The sequence below is a fragment of the Caballeronia sp. HLA56 genome, from assembly GCF_054655155.1.
Window position 1 is genome coordinate 882,472 of the sequence record NZ_BAAHOB010000002.1, and the last position, 23,643, is coordinate 906,114.

Below are 23,643 nucleotides of genomic sequence, written 5' to 3' on the forward strand. Positions count from 1 at the left end.
GTTGAAGGTTTACCCGCAGCCAGTCGAAATACCGCTTGAATTCAGAGGTTTCGTGTGCCAACATTCGCAGCAAGTAACCATCTGGTGGGTTATTTAAGACCAACGAATGGCCGCTGTCAATGGCTTTTGCGGCTGCTTCCCAAAGGAGCTTTCAGTGAACAAGTGGACGGATGCTGCCGCTGCGGTCGGGCAGATTTTCGATGGCGCGACCATCGCACTCGCGGGTTCCGGCGGCGGGCTGCTCGAAGCCGACGCCGTGCTTGCCCAACTCGAAAAGCGCTTTCTCGAGACGGGACATCCGCGCGATCTGACCATCGTCCACGCGCTCGGCATCGGTGACGCAAAGGGCAGCGGCCTCGGCCGATTTGCGCATGAGGGCATGGTCAAACGCGTGATCGGCGGACACTGGAGCTGGGCGCCCGCCATGCAGAAGCTCGCTCGCGACAACGCCTTCGAGGCCTACAGCTTTCCCGCCGGCGCCATCAGCACGTTGCTGCGCGAGATTGGCGCGGGGCGGCCCGGACTCGTCACGCATGTGGGACTGCGCACCTTCGTCGATCCGCGTATCGATGGCGGGAAGATCAACGAGCGCGCAAGCGAAGACCTCGTCGAGCTGATCGAACTCGATGGCCGCGAATTCCTGCGCTACAAGCCGTTCAAGGTGGACTTCGCCATCGTGCGCGGTTCATCGGCGGATGAGAGCGGCAATGTCACGCTGCGCCGCGAACCGGCCGACCTCGATGTCTACGCCGCCGCGCTCGCCGCGCATAACAGCGACGGCCGCGTGATCGTGCAGGTGAAGGAGCGCGCCCCGGAAGGCTACGTGCCGGCGCGGCTCGTGCGCATTCCGGGCATTCTCGTCGACACGCTCGTGGAGACACCGGAGCAAGTGCAATGCGTGGTGTCGGACTACGACGCGGCCTTGAGCGGTGAAGCGCTGTGTACCATCGGCGAAGGCTTCTACGAAGTGCCGACGGGCATTCGCCGCATCATCGCGGCACGCGCGGCGCTCGAACTGCACGAAGGACAATCGGCCAACTTCGGCTTCGGCATTCCGGGCGGCATTCCCGCGCTGCTCGCGGAGCAAGGGCGTCTCGGCACGTTTTGGGGATCGGTCGAGCAGGGCATTCACAACGGCGCGATGCTCGACGGCCCCATGTTCGGCACCGCGCGCAATGCGCACGCCATTCTGTCGAGTGTCGATCAATTCGATTTCTACAGCGGCGGCGGCGTCGATGTCTCCTTTCTCGGCATGGGCGAAATGGATGGCGCAGGCAACATCAACGTGTCGAAGCTCGGGTCGACGGTCGTCGGGCCGGGCGGCTTCATCGACATTACGCAAGGCGCACGCAAGATCGTGTTTTGCGGGAGTTTCGAGGCGAAAGGGCTGGATGTCGAACAGGCGGGAACGCGCTTGAAGATCGTGTCGCCGGGCAGCGTGCCGAAGCTCGTCGAACGCGTGCAGCACATCACGTTCAGCGGCGAGCAGGCATTGCGCAGCGCGCAGGAAGTGCTTTACGTGACCGAGCGGGCGGTGTTCCGGCTGGAAGCCGAAGGCGTGCGGCTGATCGAGGTTGCGGACGGCTTGGATATGGAGCGCGACGTGCTGGCGCGCATGGCGTTTCGTCCGCTCGTCGATGCAGCGTTGCTCGCGCGTATGTCGGCGGCGCAAGAGAAGGTGGCGTGACATGGCAACGCCGCTTCCCAAGCTGCTCGCCGTGCTGTTATCAAGGCCGCACGAGCCTCAGGATGGTGTCGATATTGAAGTCGAGACGGCTCTTGAGTGCAGCCTTGTCCATGAAGTCGATGTCGAAGATCACGCCGCTCGTGAAGCGATTCGTGAGGTAGTAATAGCCGATGGCAGCCATGGTGATATGCAGTTGCCGCGCATCGACGCCACTACGAAACACGCCCGCTTCGACGCCGCGATCGAGGATACGTTGCAGCATCGAAATGAAGCCCTGGTGCAATTCCTTGAAGCGCTGCGACTTCTTGACGTGCCGCGCGCGATGCAGGTTCTCGCTGTTCACGAGCGTCATGAACTCGGGGTTCTTCAGGTAGTAGTTCCAGGTATGCGTGGTGAGCGCGACGATGGCTTCCTCGGGCGAGAGATGGTCGAGGTCGAGCTTGAGTTCGGCGGAGCGGATGTCGGCATACACGTCTTCGAGCACCGCGACGAACAACTCCTCCTTGCTGCCGAAGTAGTGATAGATCATCCGCTTGTTGGCCTTGGCGCGCGTGGCGATGGCTTCCACTCGTGCGCCCGCCATGCCGAGCTTGGCGAACTCTTTCTTCGCGGCATCGAGAATCCGGGCCTTCGTTACTTCGGGGTCCCGCTGTCTGGGTTGACGGGTGGCGACGGCTTCGGCGGACTTGGATGCGCTTCTCGGCGTAGCGGGGGTGAGGGTCATGTGCGTGGTCGAAGGATGAGCGGTCGGGATGCCAGAAGGCACTCGGTATGTCAGGGACTATAAACCAAAAATCGGCTTGTACGGAAGTAACCGGATGGTGCAGAATGGGTTCCGTTGACGTGAGGCAGTGACCTTGTTCTCACGCTTGCAGCGAATGCCGGGCGCACCGCGGAAATGTTGATTGGAGACGGATATGAGTGATTTGAGCGAACTCGCAGCCTCGCTGCATCTTCCCGACGAGCCGCTGCGCACGCCGATGTACATCGACGGAAAAAGTCATGCGGGCTCATCCGCCGAATGGGTGACGCGCAAGAGTCCGGGGCACGGCGTGGGCGTCACCGCGACGCTGCGTGCGTCATCCGGCGATCTCGATAAAGCGGTTGCCGCTGCCCGCCGCGCTTTCGACGATGGCCGCTGGTCGCGCTTATCCGGCGAGCAACGCGCAACGGTCCTTTTGAAAGCCGCGCGCCTGATTCGCGACAACGTCGAGACGCTGGCGTATCTCGAAACGCTCGAAAGCGGCAAGCCTGTCGGCCAGTCGCGCGGCGAAGTCACGGCGGCCGCGGGCATCTGGGAATATGCGGCGGGCCTTGCACGCGTGGTCCATGGCGACTCGCACGACACGCTCGGGGCCGACATGTTCGGGCTGGTCATGCGTCAGCCGGTGGGAGTCGTCGGCATCGTCACGCCGTGGAATTTTCCGTTCTTCATTCTTTCGGAGCGTCTGCCCTTCGCGCTGGCTGCGGGATGCACGGTGGTCGTCAAGCCGTCCGAACTGACATCGACCACGACGCTCAAGCTCGCCGCGTTGCTCACCGAAGCGGGTCTGCCCGACGGCGTGGTCAACGTCGTGACCGGTCTCGGTCCGGTGGTCGGGCAGGCGCTTGCCGAACACATGGACGTCGACATGATCTCGTTCACCGGTTCGACGCAAGTGGGCCGTTCGGTCCTCGCGGCGGCGGGCGGCAACATGAAGAAGGTCGGGCTTGAGCTCGGCGGCAAGAATCCGCAGATCGTGTTCGCCGATGCCGATCTCGACGACGCCGCCGACGCCATCGCCTTCGGCATCGCGTTCAACGCAGGACAGTGCTGCGTGTCGGGCAGCCGGCTCGTGGTGCATCGCTCGGTCGAAGCGGAGCTCGTCGATCGTATCGGCGCGGTGCTTGCCAAGGTGCGCATGGGCGATCCGCTCGATGCGTCGAATCATGTCGGTGCAATCGTCGAGGCGCGGCAGTTCGACAAGATTCGCGGTTTTATCGATGCAGGCACGCACGACGGCGCGCAACTCGTTTGCGGCGGTAACGCCAGCAGCGATGGCGAGCGCTTCTTCATCCAGCCGACGGTGTTTCGCAACGTACAGCCGGGCAGTTCGCTCGCGCAGGACGAAATCTTCGGGCCGGTTCTTTCGGTGACGCCGTTCGACGGTTTCGAGGAGGCTATCCAACTCGCGAACGGCGTGCCGTACGGTCTCGCGGCGAGCATCTGGACGCGCGACCTGCAAGGCGCGTTCAAGACTCTGCGCGATGTGCAAGCCGGACGCATCTGGGTCAATTGCACGATTACCGGCGGACCGGAAATGCCCATCGGCGGATTCAAGCAGTCGGGTATCGGCCGCGAGACGGGACGCTACGGCGTCGAGGAATACACGGAGATCAAGTCCGTGCATGTGCAGCTTGGCAATCGGCCGCGCTGGATCGCATAGCGCGAGTGGTTCACGAGAGCGGCCTTCGAGAGCCGCGCGGACGGCCACGCGCGACTCGTGGCGAACAAAGAATCGGAGACAGCAATGTATGACTTTGTGATCGTTGGCGGCGGCGCGGCGGGTTGTGCGCTCGCGGCGCGTCTGAGCGAAGACGCGAGCAGCCGTGTGCTGCTGCTCGAAGCCGGTCCCGCCGATACCGACCCGTACATCCATATGCCGGTCGGCTTCTTCAAGATGACGAGCGGCCCGCTGACCTGGGGCTATCGCACGGTCGCGGCGGCGGAAACGCAACGGCGGCAAATTCCGTTCGCGCAAGGCCGCGTGCTCGGCGGCGGCGGTTCCATCAACGCGATGGTCTACACGCGCGGCCAACCCGCCGACTACGACGCATGGGAACGCGAAGGCTGCACGGGCTGGGGTTTTCGCGATGGCGTCCTGCCTTACCTTCGGCGCATGGAAGACAACGAGCGCTTGTGCAACGAATATCACGGCGTGGGCGGGCCGCTCGGCGTGTCCGATCTCATCAGCGTCAACGAACTGACCAAGGCCTTCGTGCTGGCGGGTCAGGAAGCGGGCCTGCCGTATAACAGCGACTTCAACGGCGCGCAGCAGGAAGGCGTCGGCGTGTATCAGGTCACGCAGCGCGGCGGCAGGCGTTGCAGCGCGGCGGTCGGCTATCTGCAACAGGCGCGCTCGCGCGGCAACCTCACCGTTAAGACGAACTGTCTCGTGTCGCGCATCGTGATCGAAAACGGTCGCGCGGTGGGCGTCGAATATGCCGATCAGAACGCGCGCTCGAATGTGATCGTGGCGCGCGCCGAGCGCGAGGTGATCGTGACGGCGGGTGCAATCGGTTCGCCCAAGATACTGATGCTCTCGGGCATCGGCCGCGCGGCGGATCTCGAACGCGTCGGCGTCGAGCCGCTGCATGCACTCGACGGCGTCGGCGCCAATCTGCAGGATCACTTCGACATCGACATCGTCTATGAGCTGAACGGTCCGTACAGTCTCGACAAGTATGCGAAGAAGCACATGATGCTGCTCGCCGGTCTCGAATACAAAATCTTCAACAAGGGACCGGTGACATCGAATATCGCGGAAGGCGGCGCCTTCTGGTATTCGGCCAGCGACGTGCCGACGCCCGACCTGCAGTTCCATTTTCTGCCGGGCGCGGGCGTGGAAGCGGGCGTGCCGCCGGTGCCGTCCGGTTCGGGCTGCACGCTGAACTCGTATTTCCTGCGTCCGAGAAGCCGTGGAAACGTCACGCTTCACAGCGCCGATCCCGCCGATGCACCGGTCATCGATCCTGCCTACATTCGCGATCCTCACGATCTCAAGGTGGCCGTGGAGGGCATTCGTCAGAGCCGCGAAATCATGAGTCAGAACGCGCTCGCCAAGTACATCAAGAGCGAGCACTTTCCGGGCGGCTCGGTACGCACGCAGGCCCAATACGAGGCGTACGCGAAGCAATACGGACGCACGGGCTATCACCCGGTCGGCACCTGCAAGATGGGTATCGACGAAATGTCCGTGGTCGATCCGCAGTTGCGCGTGCATGGCATCGAAGGGCTGCGCATGGCGGATTCATCGGTGATGCCGCGTATCGTCAGTTCGAACACGAATGCGCCGACGCTGATGATCGCGGAGAAAGCCTCGGACCTGATTCGCGGACTCGTTGCGGCGAAGGCGCCCGCGACGGGCCAACTGGCGGCGCACGCGGGCCGCTCGCTGCACGACGCCACCGTGAGCGTGGCGTAGGCGCCTGAAGGGTTCGGCAGCATCGGATTCTTCGAGCCATAAATAACTATCCGTCTATTTATTACATTCGTGGGAGACATCATGTCTGAACAACATCAACGCACGGCTTTCTCGCGCCGGGACTTCATGAGGCTGGGCGCCGGAGCCGCATTCGCGGTGGCGGGCGGCGGCTTTTCGAGCCTGTCGCTCGGCGCGGACAAGACGACGCTCGCCTGTTCGTTCCGCTCGCTCACCAATCCCTATCACGCGGCATTCAACAAGGGCGCGCAGGGCTTTGCCGCGAGCGCCGGCCTGCCTTATGTACCGCTGACGACCGAAGGCAGCTCCGAGAAAGGCATTGCCGACATTCGCGCGCTCCTGCAACGTACCAACGGCAACCTCGTCCTCAACGTCGATCCCAACGACTCCGCCGATGCCCGCGTGATCGTCGAAGCCTGCTCGAAGGCGGGCGCGTTCGTGACGACGATCTGGAACAAGCCGAAGGACTTGCATCCGTGGGACAACAACCCGAACTACGTGGCGCATCTTTCTTACGATGGCGTCGCGTACGGCGAGGAAGCGGCGACGCAACTTTTCAAGGCGATGGGCGGCAAGGGCGGCGTCGTTGCGCTCGGCGGCATCTTCAGCAATGTCCCGGCGATCGAGCGCAAGGCCGGTCTCGAAGCCGCGCTAAAGAAGTTCCCCGACATCCAGTTGCTCGACTTCCAGGTGGCCGACTGGAACTCGCAAAAGGCGTTTCCGATCATGCAGGCGTGGATGACGCGCTTCAACTCGAAGATCAAGGGCGTATGGGCCGCGAACGACGACATGGCGCTCGGCGCCATCGAAGCGTTGCGCGCCGAGGGGCTCGCGGGCCAGATGCCGGTGACGGGCATGGACGGCACGCCGCCCGGACTCGCCGCGATCAAGGCGGGCGAACTGATCGCGTCGGTGGACTGGGACCCGTATTGGCTTGGCGGCATCGGCTTGTCGATGGGCTTGCAGGCGAAGGACAAGAAGATCGACGTGGCCGCCTTGCCGAAGGACCGGCGAGAATCGTATTGCAAGGCCACGTTCGTGACGAAGGCGAACGTCCAGGACGTCATCAAGCGGGCGGCCGCGCCTGGCGGTGACTGGAACAACCTCTATGCCCGCGTGTCGGGTCCGGTGATTTATCGATGAACAAGTTGACCGTGGCGCCCACCCGGCAGGCCGTCCGCATAACAACAACCGGGACTCCATTGGTATCGAAGCAGGCTTTGCTGCGACGTTTCGCACCCGTTCTGGTGCTGGTGGCGCTCGGTCTTTGCATCGGCGCGCTGAACCACGATTTCTTCGATCCGATGAACCTGTCGCGAATCGCGGTGGGCGCGGCGATTCCGTTGACCATCGCCTTGGGCGCCGCGTTCGTGATTCAGCTCGGCAGCATCGACCTGTCGGCGGAAGGCATCGTCGCGGTCGCGGCGATTGCCGTGTCGATGCTGGTCGAGAACTCGTACAACGATAACCACTACGGGCTGTGGGTGCTCGCCGTGGCGATCGCGGCGGGCGCGCTGCTCGGCCTCGCCAATGGCGTGCTGCACGTGTTCCTGCGCATCCCTTCGTTCATCACGACGCTTGCCGTCGGCTTCGTGGCGACGGGAATCGGCACTGCGTGGCTGTCGGGAAACACCGTCCGCGTGAGCGACCCGATGTTGCGCGCCATCTCCATCACGCGTTATTTCGGCTTGCCTTTGTCGGTGTGGATCGCGGTGCTGGTGCTGGGAATCGCGTGGTTCGTCTACAAGCACACGCTGCTCGGCCGGCATACGCTTGCCATCGGCGGAGGCGAGGACCTCGCGCGTCTGAGCGGCGTGCGGGTATCGCGCGTGCGCATTGCGGTCTTCGCGCTGGCCGGTGCGTTCTATGGCGTCGCGGGCATTCTGGCCGTCGCGCAATACGGTCAGGGCCACGCGCGTATCGCCGATGGTCAGTTGTTCGTGGCGATCACCGCAATCGTGGTCGGCGGCACGTCGCTCGCGGGCGGCAACGGCAGCCCGATGAACACGCTCGTCGGCACGCTCATCGTCATCGTGCTCGGCAATGGCATGGTGCTGCTCGGCGTTCCGCCTTACGTGCAGCAGGGCATTCAAGGCGTGCTGATCATCGCGGCGGTAACGCTCGCGCTGAATCGTTCGCGCCGGCGCATCGTCAAATGAGCGTGAGGAGATGAACATGCTGTCACTCAAGAATGTCACCAAGCGCTTTCCGGGCGTACTTGCGCTCGACGATGTGTCCATCGACGTGCGGCCCAACGAGATCGTCGGTCTGATCGGCGAGAACGGCGCGGGCAAGTCCACGTTGATGAAGCTCCTGACCGGCGCGTATCGTCAGGATGCGGGCGAGATCACGCTGAACGGCAAGCCGCTCGTGATTCGCAATCCGCGCGATGCGACCTCCAAGGGCATCGCCATGGTGTATCAGGAGCAGTCGATCCTGCCGAACCTGACGGTCGCGGAGAACCTGTTTCTCGGGCGCGAAGAACAGTTCGTGACCTTCGGCCGCATCAACTGGTCGAAGCTCAAGCGCGCGGCGCAGAAGGAACTGGCGACCGTGCGTCTGAATATCGATCCATTGACGCTCTGCGAAGACATGTCCTTCGGTCAGCGGCAGATGGTGGAACTCGCGCGCGCCTTGTCGCTGGCGAGTCGCACGGGCGGCACGCCGATCATCTTGCTCGATGAGCCGACCTCCGTGCTCGAAGCAGGCGAGATCGAGATTCTCTTCGGCCTCGTGCGCGAACTGAAGTCGCGCGCCTCGTTCGTGTTCGTCTCGCATAGGCTCGACGAGCTGTTGTCACTTTCCGATCGCGTGTATGTCATGAAAGACGGCAAGGTCGTGTCCGAGATGGCGTCGGGAACGGCGTCGGTGACGAAGCTGCATGAACTGATGGTGGGCCGTACGCTGCATGGCGAGTATTACCGCGAGAATCTGCAGAAGCCTTGCCGCGACGATGTAGCGCTTTCGGTGCGTCACGCGTCGCTCGGACATGTGCTCGATGACGTGTCCTTCGATGTCCGCTGCGGCGAAGTCTTCGGAGTCGCAGGCGTGGTCGGCTCGGGGCGCGAGGAACTGTGCCGCGTCATCGCGGGACTCGAAAAGCTCGATCGCGGCGAAGTGCTGGTGGGCAGCACGCATCTGAAGCCGCATGCGAATCATGCCGTTGCATTGGGCATTGGCTACGTGCCGCGCGAGCGCAAGGTCGAAGGTCTCGTCACGCAAATGAGCGTCGCGCAAAACCTGACCTTGCCGCGTCTCAATGCGGTGAGCCGTGGCGGCATCGTGAAGAAGGCGCGCGAGCGTGCGTTTGCCAACGAATGGATCGAACGTCTGCACATCAAGACGCCCGGCGCCGATGCGTCGTGCCGCAATCTCTCTGGCGGCAATCAGCAGAAAGTGGTGCTCGCGAAATGGCGCTTCGCGGGCAGCCGAATCCTCGTGCTCGATCATCCGACACGCGGTCTCGATGTCGGCGCGAAGGAAGAGGTTTATCAGCTGATCCGCGAACTGACGGCGGACGGCGTGGCGGTGGTGCTGACCGGCGACACGCTCGAAGAGATCCTCGGCCTCAGTCACCGCGTGATGGTGATGCGCGACGGCCGCGCCAAAAAAATCCTGCCGTGCGAAGTCGGGCGCAAGCCTTCGCAGGTCGAAATCGTCGAACACATGGTCTGAGGTCGATATGCCACAACTGAACGCTCCCCTTGCGGCGAAGCTGCGCGACAACGCGCCGTTTCTCGCACTCGTCGTGCTCTACGTGTTGATCGAGCTTGCACAGCCGAGCTTTCTCGCGCCATCGACACAACTCGGTTTGCTTGCCGATAGCTCGACGCTTTTCATCATGGCGGCCGGCACGACATTCGTGGTTTTGCTCGGCAGCATCGACCTTTCGTTGCAGGCGGTGGCGTCCTTGTCGAGCGTGATCGTCGCGATGCTGCTGCCGCGTTACGGCGCGATGGCGGCGGTGATCGCGCTTGCGGCTTCGTTCGGCATCGGGCTTTTGAGCGGCGTCATTCAGACTGTGCTGCGCATTCCCTCGTTCATCGCGACGCTCGCGGTCGGCGGCATTGCATCGGCGGCGGCGTTGACGTTGTCGGGTACGCGTTCCATCGGCATCAGCGACGAGATGCGCAATGCATCGCTTGGATGGACCACGGGTACGTCGTTCGGCGTGCCGCATGAAATCCTGCTTGGCGTGGCCGTGTTTTTGTTCTGCCTGTTCCTGCATCGCTCGACGGTGTTCGGCCGTCGCACCGATGCCATCGGCGCGGGCGAACCCGCCGCCATTGCCTCGGGCGTGCGCGTGTCGGTCACGAAGTGCCTCGTGTTCGGCACCTCGTCGTTCTTCGCGGGACTGGCGGGCGTCGTGATGGCAGGGCGTCTTGGAAGCGGTTCGCCCACGCTTGCCGATCAATTCCTTTTGCCGGCCATCGCCGCCGTGATCGTCGGCGGCACGGCGCTGACGGGCGGCGCGGGCGGCATTGGACGGACGCTCGTCGGTGCACTGCTGGTGTCGGTGGCGCGCGTGGGCATGACCTTCGTCGGCATCAGCGTATTCGCGCAGCAGATCGTGTTCGGTCTGATCCTGATCGTCGCCGTCACCGTGGCTTTCGATCGGTCGAAGGTGTTGATCATCAAGTGATACTTGCATTCGTTGAAGGACGGTTAGCTCATGAAAATCCTCGTGGCAGTGAAGAGAGTGGTGGATTACAACGTGAAGGTGCGCGTCAAGTCCGACGGCAGCGGCGTCGAACTCGCCAACGTAAAGATGTCGATGAATCCCTTCGACGAGATCGCGATGGAAGAAGCCGTGCGCCTGCGCGAAGCAGGTGTGGCGACGGAAGTCGTCGCGGTATCGTGCGGCGTCGCGCAGTGCCAGGAGACTTTGCGTACCGCGCTGGCGATTGGCGCGGATCGCGGCATTCTGGTCGAGTCCGGCGATGAACTGCAACCGCTCGCCGTGGCGAAGATACTGAAGGCGCTCATCGACAGGGAACAGCCGCAGCTCGTGATTCTGGGCAAGCAGGCTATCGACGACGATTGCAATCAGACCGGCCAGATGCTCGCCGCGCTGGCTGGGTTGCCGCAAGCGACGTTTGCATCGAAGGTGGTGGTGACGGACGGCAAGGCGACGGTATCGCGCGAGATCGACGGCGGCGCCGAAACGTTGACGTTGAAGCTGCCTGCGGTGATGACGGCCGACTTGCGCCTGAACGAGCCGCGCTATGTCACGCTGCCCAATATCATGAAGGCAAAGAAAAAGCCTTTGGAGACTTTGAAGCCCGTTGATCTTGACGTTGACGTGACGCCGCGACTGAAGACGCTGAAAGTCGCGGAACCGCCGAAGCGTTCGGCGGGCGTGGTGGTGCCGGACGTGAAGACGCTGGTCGAGAAGTTGAAGAACGAAGCGAAGGTGATCTGATGACGATTCTGGTAATTGCGGAACACGACAACGCGTCCATCAAGGCGGCGACGTTGAATACGGTAGCGGCGGCGGCGAAAATCGGCGGCGCTATTCATGTGCTGGTCGCCGGTGCGAACGCGCAAGGCGTGGCCAATGCGGCAGCGAAGATCGCAGGCGTATCTAAAGTGCTGCTTGCAGATGCGCCTCAACTCGCCGAAGGTCTGGCTGAGAATGTCGAGGGCACGGTGCTGAATATCGCGAAGGACTATTCGCACATCCTCGCGCCCGCGACGGCCTATGGCAAGAACATCGCCCCGCGTATCGCGGCGCATCTGGATGTCGCACAGATCAGCGACATCACCGCCGTCGACAGTGCCGATACCTTCGAGCGTCCAATCTATGCGGGCAACGCTATCGCGACGGTGCAATCGAGCGATCCGATCAAGGTCATCACGGTGCGTGCAACGGGCTTCGATCCGGTGGCAGCAGAAGGCGGCAGTGCATCGATCGAGAAGATCGAAGCGGCAGCCGACGCTGGCATCTCGTCATTCGTCAGCCGTGAAGTCACGAAGCTGGATCGGCCGGAACTGACTTCGGCTTCGATCATCGTATCGGGTGGACGCGGCCTCGGCAATGGCGAGAACTACACGACGGTGCTCGAACCGCTCGCTGATAAACTCGGTGCTGCGCTGGGCGCATCGCGCGCGGCGGTCGATGCCGGTTACGTGCCGAACGACTATCAAGTGGGTCAAACGGGCAAGATTGTCGCGCCGCGGTTGTACGTGGCGGTCGGCATCTCGGGCGCAATTCAGCATCTAGCCGGCATGAAGGACAGCAAGGTCATCGTCGCCATTAACAAGGACCCGGAAGCGCCTATTTTCAGCGTCGCGGATTATGGTCTGGCTCAGGATCTTTTCGAAGCCGTTCCGGAGCTGACGACAATCGTGTGACATATCAACGCCCAAGGAAGGCTCGATGCGCAAAATTCGAATCGCGATGGTCGGCGCTGGATTGGCTGCAACGCCTCACGCGCTCGCATTGAATGAATTGCGTGAGGAGGTGGAGGTCGTGGCGGTCGTCGGCCGTTCGCCTGAACGAGTAGAACGGTTCGCCAGCGCGCACGGGTTTCCTGTCGGCGCGTCTATCGATGCGATATTGAACGACGCGACCATCGACGCCATGCTCGTCCTCACCCCACCGAATACGCATCTCGAACTGGTCGAACAGGCCGCCGCAATGCGCAAGCACGTGATGCTGGAGAAACCGCTCGATGTGTCGATGTCGCGCGCCACGCGCATCGTCGATATCTGCCGTACTGCGGAATGCAAACTCGGTGTGGTGTTTCAAAATCGCTTTCGTCCCGCCGTGCAGCGGCTGGCGGAAGTGAAGGCGAGTGGCGCGCTTGGTTCGATTGCATGCGCGGGACTCGATCTGCGCTGGTGGCGGCCGCAATCCTATTACGACGAACCGGGCCGTGGCACTTATGCGCGCGATGGCGGTGGCGTGTTGTTGACGCAGGCAATTCATTCGCTCGACATTCTTCTGTGGCTGGCGGGCGATGTGTCCTCGGTCGCGGCGGCTACCGCGACCACCGCGTTGCACACGATGGAGTCCGAGGACTTTGCAAGCGCTTCGCTTACGTTCGCGAGCGGCGCCGTGGGTCATCTTCTTGCAACCACGGCGGCGTTTCCGGGCTTTCCGGAGCGTATCGAGTTAATCGGCGATAAAGGCACGGCAACGCTCGAAGGCGGGCACTTGCGCGTGTTTTTCCGCGATGGAAGCATCGACGAGTTCCGCGATCCTTCGTCGTCGGGCTTCGGTGCGAAGCCGATGGACTTCTCGCACGCCGCGCATCGTGCATTGTTGAAGGACTTTTTCGATGCCGTGCGGGATGATCGCGCGCCGAGCGTCAGCGGCGATGATGCGCTTCGTGTGCAGCGGTTGATCGAGCGCGTCACGGCGGATGCGGGGAAGCGGTTATAAAGCGTATGAACGCACCGCTTGCCGGAACAATATGAGCACGGGACAATGAGGCTTTTCCAGATGAGCGGTTCGCGCCATCGAACACCCCGATCATGCCTACCATCAGCGCGCTATTCGTCTATCCAGTCAAGTCATGCGGCGCAATCGCACTCGATTGCGTGCAGCTCGCCGTTCACGGGTTTTCGTGGGATCGCCACTGGATGGTCATCGAAGAAAGCGGGCGCTTCGTCTCGCAACGCGAATTCCCGGCGATGGCGCGCATCGTTCCAACGCTCACGGCAGATGCGCTCGTGCTGAATTCCCCCGATACTGCGGAACCGCTCGAAGTGCCGCTTGCGCGCGCGAAAGACCCGGCGCGCGTTGCCGTGAATGTCTGGCGCGATCACTTCGAGGCGTTAGACGAAGGCGTGAGCGCCGCGCGCTGGTTCTCCGCACGCCTCGGCGTTCCCGTGCGGCTCGTGCGCTTTGCCGACGACGTCACGCGCCTCGTGAGCAAGACGTGGACGCGCGATGCCGACGCACCCACGCAATTCGCCGATGGCTTTCCGCTGCTCGTCACCAACCACGCCTCGCTCGACGATCTCAACGCGCGTCTCGAAGCGAAGGGCGCGCCGCGCGTGCCGATGAATCGCTTCAGGCCCAATGTCGTCTTGAGCGGTCTCGACGCCTTCGAGGAAGACTTCATCGATACGATCTCGGTCGATGGCATCGTGTTGCGCATGGTGAAGCCGTGCGCGCGCTGTCCGATCACGACGGTCGATCAGACGCACGGCGTGCGCGACGCGCAATGGCCCAACGAACCGCTCGACGTGATGATGGGCTGGCGCGCTAATGCTCGTGTAGATGGCGGCCTCACGTTCGGGCAGAACGCGATTGCTCTTGACGGCGCGGGGCGTGAGTTGCGCGTGGGCGCGAGCGTCGACTATGAACTGAGTTTCTCCGACGACTTTTGAGGCGCGTCCCTCTTCCTCTTTAGCGCGGCATTGCGCGTGCTAGTTTTTGGCGGCGCGAAGGTGCGCGATGCATCGAGCAATGCTAGGGCCGTTTCCGCGCTCGCACTTGAGCGGCCTCCGAGCGAAATCGTTGTCCTGCGCTTGTCGTCGAGCAGTTACACCTAAAGTGATGCACGCGTCGCAATCGTCGAACACGCTGCTTCGCGCGTGTCGTTAGAACGCGGTGGCCGTTGCATTGTCGCAGCGCGAGCCACCGTCGATCGACCCACGAATGTCCCGCTGAACCCGTCTTCCGGGTGACGTGCATGGTTTGTCCGACGACGCGCTGACTGGCTGCAACAGTTGCGGATTTGCGTTCATCTGCGAATTGCCGACGACACTCGAAAGGTACATGGCCGAGTCTTGTGGCGAAGCCGGATTTTCTGCGCGTGCCGTACAGGTCAGACAGGTCGTGAGTGCAGCCAGCAGGATGGAAAGTCGCATGACGGACCTCGAAGATGAACGTTGAGCGGCGTGACGTGTATTCCTGGCTTCTGCCGCGATTCAGCCAAATTGGTGCATTGCACAACGTCAGGTTTCTCTGGCCAAAAAGCGTTGTCAACCGGATAAATTTGCTGGCGGATTATCTTCGACGCGGTAGACGATTCATCGCTCGTGGTTTTTCGAGGGAGCGTGTTGTACCGTCGCTTTGAACGGACGCAAAAAAAGCCCGCTAACAAGCGGGCTAAAACACTTCACCTAGAGGGCCGCAAGGAGATACGGTCCTCTCGTTGAGGCTCGGACGTTATCGGCAAGAATCAACGAGAGAAGAAGGCACGTGGTCCTTCCCTCTCTGAGCCTGCGAGCCCTTAGGCCTTCATGCCGACGAACATGCTGCCGAGCGCATCGACCGCCTTGGTGATGCTCTTGACGTCCACGTTCGTGTGTTGCGAGGCATCGACCTGCGTGACCGGTGCGACGTTGATTTGCGGGCTCGCGAAAGACACGCCGCCTGCCTGATAGTTCGAGTTGACGCCGGTGTTCGAGAAGATCGAGAAGCCGCCCGCGATGGAGCCCATTGCAGCGCGATCGAGTTCTTTTTCAGCAACGAGGTTCTTGATGGTCAGCATGATAAATCCCCTAAGAAATGTGTTTGGATGGTGTGAATTAAAGTGCCAAGCCGCCGAGCAGGCTGCCTACAGCGGTGATCGATTTGTTGACGGTCTTGAGATCGACGTTGGTGGTGGTCGATGCATCGACTTGCGAAACAGGTGCAATGTTCGCTTGCGGCGAAGCGAACGACACGCCGCCAGCTTGCACGTTGCTGTTGATACCGGCGTTCGAGAAGAGCGAATTACCGCCCGTGATGGCGCCCATTTCAGCGCGGTCGAGTTCCTTGGAAGCAACGAGGTTCTTGATGGTCAGCATGATAAATCTCCTAAACAATGTGATTGGATGGTGTGAATTAAAGCGCCATGCCGCCGAGCAGGCTGCCCACGGCGGTAATCGACTTGTTGACGGTCTTGAGATCGACGTTGGTGGTGGTCGATGCATCGACTTGCGTGACAGGTGCGATGTTCGCTTGGGGCGAAGCGAAGGACACGCCGCCTGCTTGAACGTTGCTGTTGAAACCGGCATTCGAGAAGAACGAGCTACCGCCCGTGATAGCGCCCATTTCAGCACGGCCGAGTTCTTTGGAAGCGGCGAGGTCTTTGATCGTCAGCATGGTGAATCTCCTAAGTGGTTGGGTTGGTCGAGCGATAACTTGTTGCGCTCGTAGCTACATACGCGAGAGGCATGCCAACGACGCAAATAAATTTGGTTTGGCTGTCTAAATGATTGATTTAAAATAATAAAAGTTGAATTGGTCGCACGCTTCGATCAGGTTGAGAAAGATCAGTAGAAACATTTGTGTTTTGATGGAGCCGACATAAATTTCGAAAATGACTGTCCTGAACAGACACAGTGGAAGGTCCTCTTGGTCCGCAAGACAGAGACGTGAAAAAAATGTAGTCCCAGCCAAGTCTCACGAGTCCTTGGCTACCGCCGTCCACACTTCGAATATCGAAACAACTCAACTTTGCTAACGCGCAGGGTGCTATTTGGAGTCATCCCGGCCCTGATCGAGTCGTCCCGACGTCGAACGCTCAACCACCCATCGTCTCTGCAAGCTTCTCAAATCCATGGAAAAATGTGCATATGCACTAACCATGGAGAGAATGTCATGTTCAAAGACGAAATCGTTCTATGCGCGCCGGTGCGCACGCCAATCGGAGCCTTTGGCGGCAGCTTGAAAGAAGTGGCGGCAACGGAGCTGGGCGCCACCGCTATCCGCGAGAGCGTGCGTCGCGCGGGTCTGGCGCCGCGAAAGGTCGATGCAGTCATCATGGGTAACGTCATCCAGGCAGGCAGCGGCATGAATCCCGCGCGCCAGGCGTCAATCGACGGCGGCATTCCGGTGGCATCGCCTGCTGTCACGGTGAATCGGGTATGCGGGTCGGGCGCGCAGGCAATTGCATCGGCGGCTCAGGAAATAGCACTCGATATCTCGAACGTGGTTATCGCCGGTGGCATGGAGAACATGGATCGCGCGCCGTATCTGCTGCCTGCGGCGCGATGGGGTCAACGCATGGGCGCGGCACAGGTCATCGACAGCATGTTGCGCGATGGACTCGACGACGCGTTCTCGGGCCAGCATTCCGGCTGGCACACGGAAGACCTCGTCAGCAAGTACGGCATCGGCCGCGAGGCGCAGGACCGCTGGGCAGAACGTTCGCAACGGCGCTTCAGCGATGCGCGAGATGCAGGTCACTTCGCAAACGAGCTCGTGACCGTCGACGTTCCTGGCAAAAAAGGCGTGTCTCCGTTCGATACAGACGAACAACCGCGTCCCGATACCAACCTCGAAACGCTTGCTCGGCTCAAGCCCGCATTTCGCAAGGACGGCACCATCACCGCAGGCAATGCGCCGGGCCTGAATAGCGGCGCATCGGCGATGATCGTCACGCGTCGTGCCACGGCTGAATCGTTAGATGTAGTCGCTTCGGCGCGGCTCGTTGCTTTCGCGGTATCGGCGGTCGAGCCGGGGCTGTTTGGCATCGCACCGGCCCCGGCCGTGACAAAGGTATTGGAGCGCGCGGGCTGGAAGCTGGGCGACGTGGAGCGCTTCGAGATCAACGAGGCCTTCGCGGCAGTGCCGCTCGCCGTCATAGCTGAACTCGGGATTCCCGAGGACATCGTGAACGTGGATGGCGGCGCTATCGCGCATGGTCATGCCATCGGCGCCACGGGCGCGGTGCTCACCACGCGTCTAATCCACTCGATGCGTCGCGATGGCGTGCGGCGAGGCATCGTGACGCTTTGCATCGGCGGAGGGCAGGGCATCGCGCTCGCGCTCGAAAGTGTTTAAGGCATAGCGCAAAAAGTGCGGCAGGAATGCCGGGCCGAAATCCGTCGAGCAGCATGGCATTTTTGACGAGACGCGCGGGCTGTGCGTTACAGCATGCGATTCCCGCCGTCATACGCGTGACGAAGGCATCGCGTTCGGGCGATGTCGTCGGCGCTGCGCACAGGCTTGCCCCGTCGAAAGGCGCCGCACCGGATCAACCGAAAACGCATAAAACCTCACGTTTCAAGGGAGAAAGCTAAAGATCGCGCGCGCCGTGTCGTTACCTCAGAAGCGATCACACGAGGCGGACAGAGGTACGGATGTTTTCCATCATATGCAAGGAATGCGGCGCGGAAGCACGCACGGAAGTAGCGAACTGCCCGAGATGCGGATTCGTGATGGAGAAACCGGCACCCGAGATCGTCGAGGCCAGCAAGCCTGCTTTGCGGATGCCAAGGCGTCTGCGCGATCACTTGAGCACCGTAGCCGCATGGACGACGGTCTGCCTCGTTGCACTGGCAGGCATTACGCTCTGGTCCACTCACACGTCGGGTGATTCGGAGAGTGGCGCTGTCGCCGTCGGCAAGATCGAAACGGGTGAGAATCGCATGACAGCCGATACTTCGGCGCTCGCTGCAAGCACGAGTCGGCCTTAGTCCGTAACGCATGCACTTAAAGACTCACCCCATCACGAACTCCGCCGCAGTCTCCTTCAATTGAAGGACGAATTGATTGACGATGACCGACCGCGGTCTGCCGGGCGCAAACAGAAAGCGCGGTTCGACCGGTACGGCCGGCGAGAATCGTCGTGCAATCAAGTCCGGAAACGAACGGCTCATCAGCGAGAAAGGGTCCACCAGCGCCACCGCATTGGCTTCCCGCACGAGCGCGCACAGCACCGGCGTGCTGTTGGACACGAACGCGCTCGTAAAGACCCGTCCCTGCGCGCGGAACGCTTCGCGCAGGCGCCACCCCGTCAACGTGTCTTCCCCGAAGGTCGCTAGCGTCTCGTGATCCAGAAGGCGAGGCGTGACCGTCTTGCGCGCAGCAAGCGGATGCTCCGCACGCATCACGCAGCATAGTTCGGCGCGACAGAACTCCTCCACCTCGAGCGTGCCTGAAGGCGCGGCTACATCCAGAATGCCGAAATCCGCCTGATTGTTGTTCACGTATTCGACGACGTGACGCGTAGGCAACGCCCTGATATCGAATTCGACTTGCGGATGCGTCTCGCGGAACTTGCCGACCGCGCGCGCGACGATAGTGGTTGCGAGCATGGAGACCGTCGATACGCGAATCGACCCGCGCTGGCCCTCCTGAATCTCGCGTGCGGTCTGCGCAATCGATTGCACGCTGCCAAACAACCGCTCTATCTCCGGCAGGATTGCCTCCGCCTCGGGCGTGCATACGAGCCGCCCCTTCACACGCAGAAAAAGCGTAAGCCCGATGTCTTCTTCCAGCATGCGCAGAGTCTTGGTCACGGCAGGCTGGGACACGTAGAGCAGACGTGCCGCAGCGGACACGCTGCCCGCCTTGACCACCGCGCGGAAGATTTCCAGATGACGCACTTTGAGCATGGCGGACCCGTCGAAGGTATAACTTTCTGGCAGGAACAAGGTTATCAGAATGTATTGGTTTTCATACTTTTGAAACCCTACACTTGATTTCAACGCTGGATGTTGAAAGGCACGCAGGCAATCGACCCAACTCAAGGAGCTTTGCAGTGAGCATTCCCGACGCATCGGTGTGGCGCGCCCGCGCGCAAGAAATCCGGCCCGAGGGCCGCGCGTTCATCGACGGGCGCTATGTGAACGCGCTCTCCGGCAAGCTCTTTGCGACCATCGACCCGGCCACGGGCCGCACCATCGCCGCAGTCGCCGAATGCGGAACGGAAGACGTGGACGTCGCGGTCAGAAGCGCGCGACGCGCCTTCGAATCCGGCGTCTGGTCGCGCGCCGCACCTGCCGAACGCAAAGCCGTCATGCTCAAATTCGCGGGCTTGATCATGGCGCATCGCGAAGAGCTGGCGCTGCTCGAATCGCTCGATGTCGGCAAGCCGATCACCAATGCCTACAACGGCGACATCGTGAGTTCGGCCACCTGCATCCAGTGGTATGGCGAGGCCATCGACAAGCTCTATGGCGAAACCGCGCCCGCCGCACCCGACGTGACCACCATGATCGTGCGCGAGCCGCTCGGCGTGGTCGCGGCCGTGGTGCCGTGGAACTATCCGCTCTCTATGGCAAGCTGGAAGCTCGGCCCCGCACTCGCCGCAGGCAACTCGGTGATCCTCAAGCCCGCGGAGCAATCGCCGCTAAGCGCGATTCGTATCGCCGCGCTTGCGGCCGAAGCGGGTTTGCCGCCGGGCGTGCTCAACGTCGTGCCGGGCTACGGTGAAACGGCGGGGCGCGCGCTCGGTCTGCACATGGATGTCGATGCTGTCGGCTTCACCGGGTCGACCGCTGTCGGCAAGTTGTTCATGCAGTACTCGGGTCAGTCGAATATCAAGCGCATCGGGCTCGAATGCGGCGGCAAGAGCCCGCATATCGTGCTCGACGATTGCCCCGATCTCGACGCCGCCGCGCGCGCCGTGGCGGCCGGTATCTTCGCCAATAGCGGACAGGTGTGCAACGCGGGTTCGCGGCTGATCGTACACGCGGCGGTACGCGACGAATTGCTGGAGAAAGTCGCGGCCATCGCGCGGGACCTCGTGCCCGGCGACCCGCTCGATCCCGCCACGAAGATGGGTGCGATCGTGAGCCAGGCGCAGCACGAGTCGGTCATGTCGTATATCGATGCGGGTCGTGCCGATGGCGCGCGTGTCATCGCTGGTGGGCGTACCGCGCGGCCGGAATCGGGCGGCTACTTTATCGAGCCGACCGTGTTCGATCGTGTGAGCAACGACATGCGTATCGCGCGCGAGGAGATTTTCGGGCCGGTGCTGTCAGCCATCACGGTCGAGTCGCCGGAGGAAGCGGTGCGCGTCGCCAACGACACGATCTACGGCCTCGCCGCCGCGGTGTGGACCTCGAACATCGCGCGGGCGCAGCAGGTCTCGCGTCAATTGAAGGCGGGCGTGGTGTGGGTCAATTGCTTCGATCGCGGCACCATGTCCTCGCCCTTCGGCGGCTTCAAGCAATCGGGATTCGGCCGCGACAAGTCGATGCACGCCTTCGACAAATACATGGACTGGAAGGCGATCTGGATCGCCGGATGAAGCAGTGCCCCGACCTCGCATGGAGACCGACATGAACGCGCCACTATCCCAAGCCAAAACCGTATCGACCAGTCCGTCGCCTTCACGACGCACCTTCCTGCTGCAAGCCGGCGCGCTCGCCGGCACCGCGCTGCTCGGCGCACCGGCCATTGTGCGTGCGCAGGCAAAGAGTATCAGCGTGACATGCTGGGGCGGCGCCTATGAAGCGGCGGTGCGTGCCTCGTTCGCCGAACCCTTTGCGAAAGAGACGGGCATCGCGGTGAATCTCGTCAACAGCGCGGATCTCGCGCGCATGAAGGTGCAGGTCGAATCGAAGAATGTGTCGTGGGATGTGTTCGACAGCATTGGACCGCAGATCGTCGCGGGTTCGCGTCAGGGCATGTGGGAGAAGCTGGACCCGGCCATCGTCAAGACCGATGGCCTCATCACGAAGACGGGCGCGGACTTCGTCGGCACGTATTCGTATGCGGGCGGGATCGGCTTCGACCCGAAGCGCGGCAGCAAGCATCCGACGACCTATGCGGAGTTCTGGGATGTAAAAGCGTTTCCGGGTCGTCGGGGTTTGCGCCCACGGGTGAGCGAGAACCTGGAAATGGCGTTGCTCGCGGATGGCGTCGCGCCCGACAAGCTCTACCCGCTCGATGTCGAACGCGCCTTCGCGGCGATGGACCGCATCAAGCCGGGTGTGCGCAAGTGGATCGAGACGACGCCGGAGACGGTGACGCTCATCGCGAGTAACGAACTCGATTTCACGTACACGTATCTGAGCCGCGTTTTGCCCGCGCAAAGAGCGGGTACGTCGGTGCAGATGTCGATGAAGCAGACGCTCAACAGCCTCGAATATCTCGCGGTGCCGAAGTACGGCAAGAACACGCAAGCTGCCATGCAATACGTGGCGTTCTGTCTGCGCCCCGACCGCCAGGCCGCATTCTGCGAGATGGTCGAGTTCGCGCCGAACGCGGTGCAGGCCATGCCGCTCGTATCCGCCGCCGCCAAGGCGCGCATACCGGACATGCACGATCCGAACAGCGTGATCATCAACGACACGTGGTGGGGCGATCACTACGACGCGTTGCAAAACCGCTTCACGACCTGGATGCTGACATAAAGTAGCGTAAAACAAGGGGCGCGCGATGAGTTACACGCTGAACCTGAAGGCCGTCGTCGTGATGCTGCTGCCGCTCTACGGCCTGCTCGCGGTGTTCTTTTTGTGGCCGCTCGGCGTAGTCGGCTGGTCGAGCATCTACGAACACGCGTTCACGCTGCGCGGCTACGAACAGGTGCTGACGAGCGCGCTCATTCATCGCGTGCTCGGCAACACGATGATCATCAGCGCGCTCGCCACGGCGACGAGTCTCGTGCTTGGGTATATCGTCGCGCTGCATCTCGCCCGCATGCCCATGTCGAAGCGCGCGCCGTATCTCGTGATGGTGATGTTGCCGTTCTGGACCAGCGTGCTCGTGAAGAGTTATGCCTTCACCGTCGTGCTGGGCAGCGCGGGGATCGTCGCGAAACTCGCGGGATGGTTGAGTGGCGATACATGGCATCCCGACCTCATGTTCAACCGCACTGGCGTCGTGATAGGAATGACCAACTATCTTCTGCCGTTCATGGTGCTGCCCATTCTCACGAGCCTCACCACGCAGAACCGCAACCTCAAGTTCGCCGCCGAACTCATGGGCGCAGGTCCCGCGATGATCTTCGCGCGCATCACGTTGCCTTTGTCGATGCCCGGCGTGTTCGCAGGCGTTCTCATGTGCCTCACGCTCTCTATGGGTATGTACATCACGCCCGCGTTGCTCGGCGGGCCGCGCGACATGATGCTCGCCAACCTCATCGACTTCTACACGCGGCAGACGCTCGACTGGACGCTGGCCGCTTCCATCGCGATGATGTTGCTCGTGCTGTCCGGGGCGCTGATCGCGGTGCTCGGACGCGTTCAGCGCGGCACGGAGGCGCTCGCATGATGGATACCGCAACGCGTGTCAGCAACGAATTCGTCAAGCCCGAACCGAAGCGCCGCGACTCGCGTGTATTCATGCGCGTGCTCGGTTCCATCGGCGGATGGTGCGGCTATTTGTTCCTGCTGCTGCCAAGCCTCGTGATCGTGCCGATTTCGTTCGGCGGCGGCAGCGAACTGACGTTTCCGCCGAAGACCCTCTCGCTTGCGCTATTCCGGCAGTTCTTCGCCGATCCGGCATGGTGGGGCGCGTGTGTGACGAGCGTGATGGTCGCGCTGCTGGCATCGGTAATCTCGATAGCGGCCGGTGTGCCAGGCGCTTATGCGCTTGCACGCGGCCGGTTTCCGGGCAAGCGCGTACTCGAAACCTTCGCCATCACGCCCATGCTCGTGCCCGTCGTCGTGCTCGGTCTTGGCGTGTATAAGCAGTTCTCGATGCTCTCGCTCGTCAACACGGTATGGGGACTTGCGCTCGCGCATGCCGTGCTCGTCGTTCCGTTCGTGATCATTGCGGTGGGCTCGGGCTTGCGTCACGCGGATGCATCGCTCGAAGCCGTCGCGCTTCTGATGGGCGCAAGCCGCGTGCGCATCTTCTTTCAAGTGGTGTTGCCGCAGATACGCGCGTCGGTGGCCGTGAGCGTGCTGTTCGCGTTCCTTCTGTCATTCGACGAGGTGGTGGTCGCGTACTTCATCTCGGGACCGCAGACCACGACCTTGCCGGTCAAGATGTACAGCGCGATCCGCTGGGAAGTATCGCCGGTGCTCGCCGCCGTCTCGACGCTGCTCACGCTGATATCGCTTCTGGTGTGCATCGGCATCATGGCTTTGCAACGGCGCGACGCGTCCGCCGACTAATCTTGAACTAGAGAC

General features: G+C 62.0%; 23 protein-coding genes. 17 read left to right on the plus strand and 6 right to left on the minus strand.

The features are described 5' to 3' along the window. The first annotated feature begins 154 nt into the window (after positions 1–154). Positions 155–1,687 carry an acyl CoA:acetate/3-ketoacid CoA transferase gene (locus tag ACYQ47_RS10380; protein WP_459905323.1) on the plus strand — a complete coding sequence of 511 codons (1,533 nt, stop codon included), beginning with the start codon at positions 155–157 and terminating at the stop codon, positions 1,685–1,687. Positions 1,688–1,727: 40 nt separating this feature from the next. Here ACYQ47_RS10380 and ACYQ47_RS10385 read toward each other — a convergent pair whose 3' ends face one another. Then, a complete protein-coding gene (locus tag ACYQ47_RS10385) occupies positions 1,728–2,411 on the minus strand; it encodes a TetR/AcrR family transcriptional regulator (protein WP_250494666.1) in 684 nt (227 codons plus the stop codon). 193 nt (positions 2,412–2,604) lie between these two features. On the opposite strand from ACYQ47_RS10385, the gene ACYQ47_RS10390 reads away from it, so the two are divergent. From ACYQ47_RS10390 to ACYQ47_RS10435, 10 genes are all read left to right on the plus strand, one after another. After that, complete coding sequence (locus tag ACYQ47_RS10390; RefSeq protein WP_459905324.1) at positions 2,605–4,113, plus strand: aldehyde dehydrogenase family protein; 1,509 nt, start codon at positions 2,605–2,607, stop codon at positions 4,111–4,113. 84 nt (positions 4,114–4,197) lie between these two features. Beyond that, the gene (locus tag ACYQ47_RS10395; RefSeq protein ID WP_459905325.1) at positions 4,198–5,871 is read left to right on the plus strand and encodes a GMC family oxidoreductase; all 1,674 of its coding nucleotides are present in this window, start codon (positions 4,198–4,200) and stop codon (positions 5,869–5,871) included. Between the two features lie 81 nt (positions 5,872–5,952). Then, positions 5,953–7,032 (plus strand): sugar ABC transporter substrate-binding protein, encoded by a 1,080-nt coding sequence (locus tag ACYQ47_RS10400; RefSeq protein ID WP_459905326.1) that lies wholly within the window; start codon positions 5,953–5,955, stop codon positions 7,030–7,032. Beyond that, entirely contained in the window at positions 7,029–8,048 is a 1,020-nt protein-coding gene (locus ACYQ47_RS10405) for an ABC transporter permease (RefSeq protein ID WP_459905327.1), read from the plus strand. The genes ACYQ47_RS10400 and ACYQ47_RS10405 overlap by 4 nt, the downstream gene beginning before the upstream one ends. A gap of 16 nt (positions 8,049–8,064) precedes the next feature. Continuing rightward, on the plus strand, positions 8,065–9,564 hold the full coding sequence (locus ACYQ47_RS10410) for a sugar ABC transporter ATP-binding protein (protein WP_459905328.1): 1,500 nt from the start codon (positions 8,065–8,067) through the stop codon (positions 9,562–9,564). A 7-nt stretch (positions 9,565–9,571) separates the two neighbouring features. Next, positions 9,572–10,531 carry an ABC transporter permease gene (locus ACYQ47_RS10415; protein ID WP_459905329.1) on the plus strand — a complete coding sequence of 320 codons (960 nt, stop codon included), beginning with the start codon at positions 9,572–9,574 and terminating at the stop codon, positions 10,529–10,531. A 30-nt stretch (positions 10,532–10,561) separates the two neighbouring features. After that, positions 10,562–11,311, plus strand: a complete 750-nt coding sequence (locus ACYQ47_RS10420; RefSeq protein WP_459905330.1) for an electron transfer flavoprotein subunit beta/FixA family protein — start codon at positions 10,562–10,564, stop codon at positions 11,309–11,311. Next, the gene (locus ACYQ47_RS10425; protein WP_250527747.1) at positions 11,311–12,243 is read left to right on the plus strand and encodes an electron transfer flavoprotein subunit alpha/FixB family protein; all 933 of its coding nucleotides are present in this window, start codon (positions 11,311–11,313) and stop codon (positions 12,241–12,243) included. Before ACYQ47_RS10420 ends, ACYQ47_RS10425 begins: the two co-directional genes overlap by 1 nt. A gap of 25 nt (positions 12,244–12,268) precedes the next feature. Continuing rightward, on the plus strand, positions 12,269–13,276 hold the full coding sequence (locus tag ACYQ47_RS10430; RefSeq protein WP_459905331.1) for a Gfo/Idh/MocA family protein: 1,008 nt from the start codon (positions 12,269–12,271) through the stop codon (positions 13,274–13,276). 92 nt (positions 13,277–13,368) lie between these two features. Next, positions 13,369–14,229, plus strand: a complete 861-nt coding sequence (locus ACYQ47_RS10435; protein WP_459905332.1) for an MOSC domain-containing protein — start codon at positions 13,369–13,371, stop codon at positions 14,227–14,229. Between the two features lie 213 nt (positions 14,230–14,442). Here ACYQ47_RS10435 and ACYQ47_RS10440 read toward each other — a convergent pair whose 3' ends face one another. The 4 genes from ACYQ47_RS10440 to ACYQ47_RS10455 form a co-directional block, all read right to left on the minus strand. Then, complete coding sequence (locus ACYQ47_RS10440; protein WP_459905333.1) at positions 14,443–14,712, minus strand: hypothetical protein; 270 nt, start codon at positions 14,710–14,712, stop codon at positions 14,443–14,445. Between the two features lie 365 nt (positions 14,713–15,077). Beyond that, the gene (locus ACYQ47_RS10445) at positions 15,078–15,338 is read right to left on the minus strand and encodes a hypothetical protein (RefSeq protein ID WP_459905334.1); all 261 of its coding nucleotides are present in this window, start codon (positions 15,336–15,338) and stop codon (positions 15,078–15,080) included. Between the two features lie 37 nt (positions 15,339–15,375). Then, positions 15,376–15,636 (minus strand): hypothetical protein, encoded by a 261-nt coding sequence (locus tag ACYQ47_RS10450; RefSeq protein WP_309936315.1) that lies wholly within the window; start codon positions 15,634–15,636, stop codon positions 15,376–15,378. Between the two features lie 37 nt (positions 15,637–15,673). Then, positions 15,674–15,934, minus strand: a complete 261-nt coding sequence (locus tag ACYQ47_RS10455; RefSeq protein ID WP_250468351.1) for a hypothetical protein — start codon at positions 15,932–15,934, stop codon at positions 15,674–15,676. Positions 15,935–16,432: 498 nt separating this feature from the next. On the opposite strand from ACYQ47_RS10455, the gene ACYQ47_RS10460 reads away from it, so the two are divergent. Further along, positions 16,433–17,617 carry a thiolase family protein gene (locus tag ACYQ47_RS10460; RefSeq protein ID WP_459905335.1) on the plus strand — a complete coding sequence of 395 codons (1,185 nt, stop codon included), beginning with the start codon at positions 16,433–16,435 and terminating at the stop codon, positions 17,615–17,617. Positions 17,618–17,994: 377 nt separating this feature from the next. Next, complete coding sequence (locus ACYQ47_RS10465) at positions 17,995–18,252, plus strand: hypothetical protein (RefSeq protein ID WP_459905336.1); 258 nt, start codon at positions 17,995–17,997, stop codon at positions 18,250–18,252. A gap of 24 nt (positions 18,253–18,276) precedes the next feature. On the opposite strand, the gene ACYQ47_RS10470 is transcribed toward ACYQ47_RS10465, so the two are convergent. Next, positions 18,277–19,173 carry a LysR family transcriptional regulator gene (locus tag ACYQ47_RS10470; RefSeq protein WP_244832438.1) on the minus strand — a complete coding sequence of 299 codons (897 nt, stop codon included), beginning with the start codon at positions 19,171–19,173 and terminating at the stop codon, positions 18,277–18,279. A gap of 146 nt (positions 19,174–19,319) precedes the next feature. Here ACYQ47_RS10470 and ACYQ47_RS10475 point away from each other — a divergent pair, with 146 nt between their 5' ends. The 4 genes from ACYQ47_RS10475 to ACYQ47_RS10490 are packed head-to-tail and all read left to right on the plus strand — an operon-like array spanning position 19,320 to position 23,628. Next, complete coding sequence (locus ACYQ47_RS10475; RefSeq protein WP_250495260.1) at positions 19,320–20,813, plus strand: aldehyde dehydrogenase; 1,494 nt, start codon at positions 19,320–19,322, stop codon at positions 20,811–20,813. Between the two features lie 31 nt (positions 20,814–20,844). Then, a complete protein-coding gene (locus tag ACYQ47_RS10480) occupies positions 20,845–21,921 on the plus strand; it encodes an ABC transporter substrate-binding protein (protein WP_459905337.1) in 1,077 nt (358 codons plus the stop codon). A 25-nt stretch (positions 21,922–21,946) separates the two neighbouring features. Then, on the plus strand, positions 21,947–22,780 hold the full coding sequence (locus tag ACYQ47_RS10485) for an ABC transporter permease (RefSeq protein ID WP_459905338.1): 834 nt from the start codon (positions 21,947–21,949) through the stop codon (positions 22,778–22,780). Further along, a complete protein-coding gene (locus tag ACYQ47_RS10490; RefSeq protein WP_250468345.1) occupies positions 22,777–23,628 on the plus strand; it encodes an ABC transporter permease in 852 nt (283 codons plus the stop codon). Before ACYQ47_RS10485 ends, ACYQ47_RS10490 begins: the two co-directional genes overlap by 4 nt. Positions 23,629–23,643 lie beyond the last annotated feature (15 nt).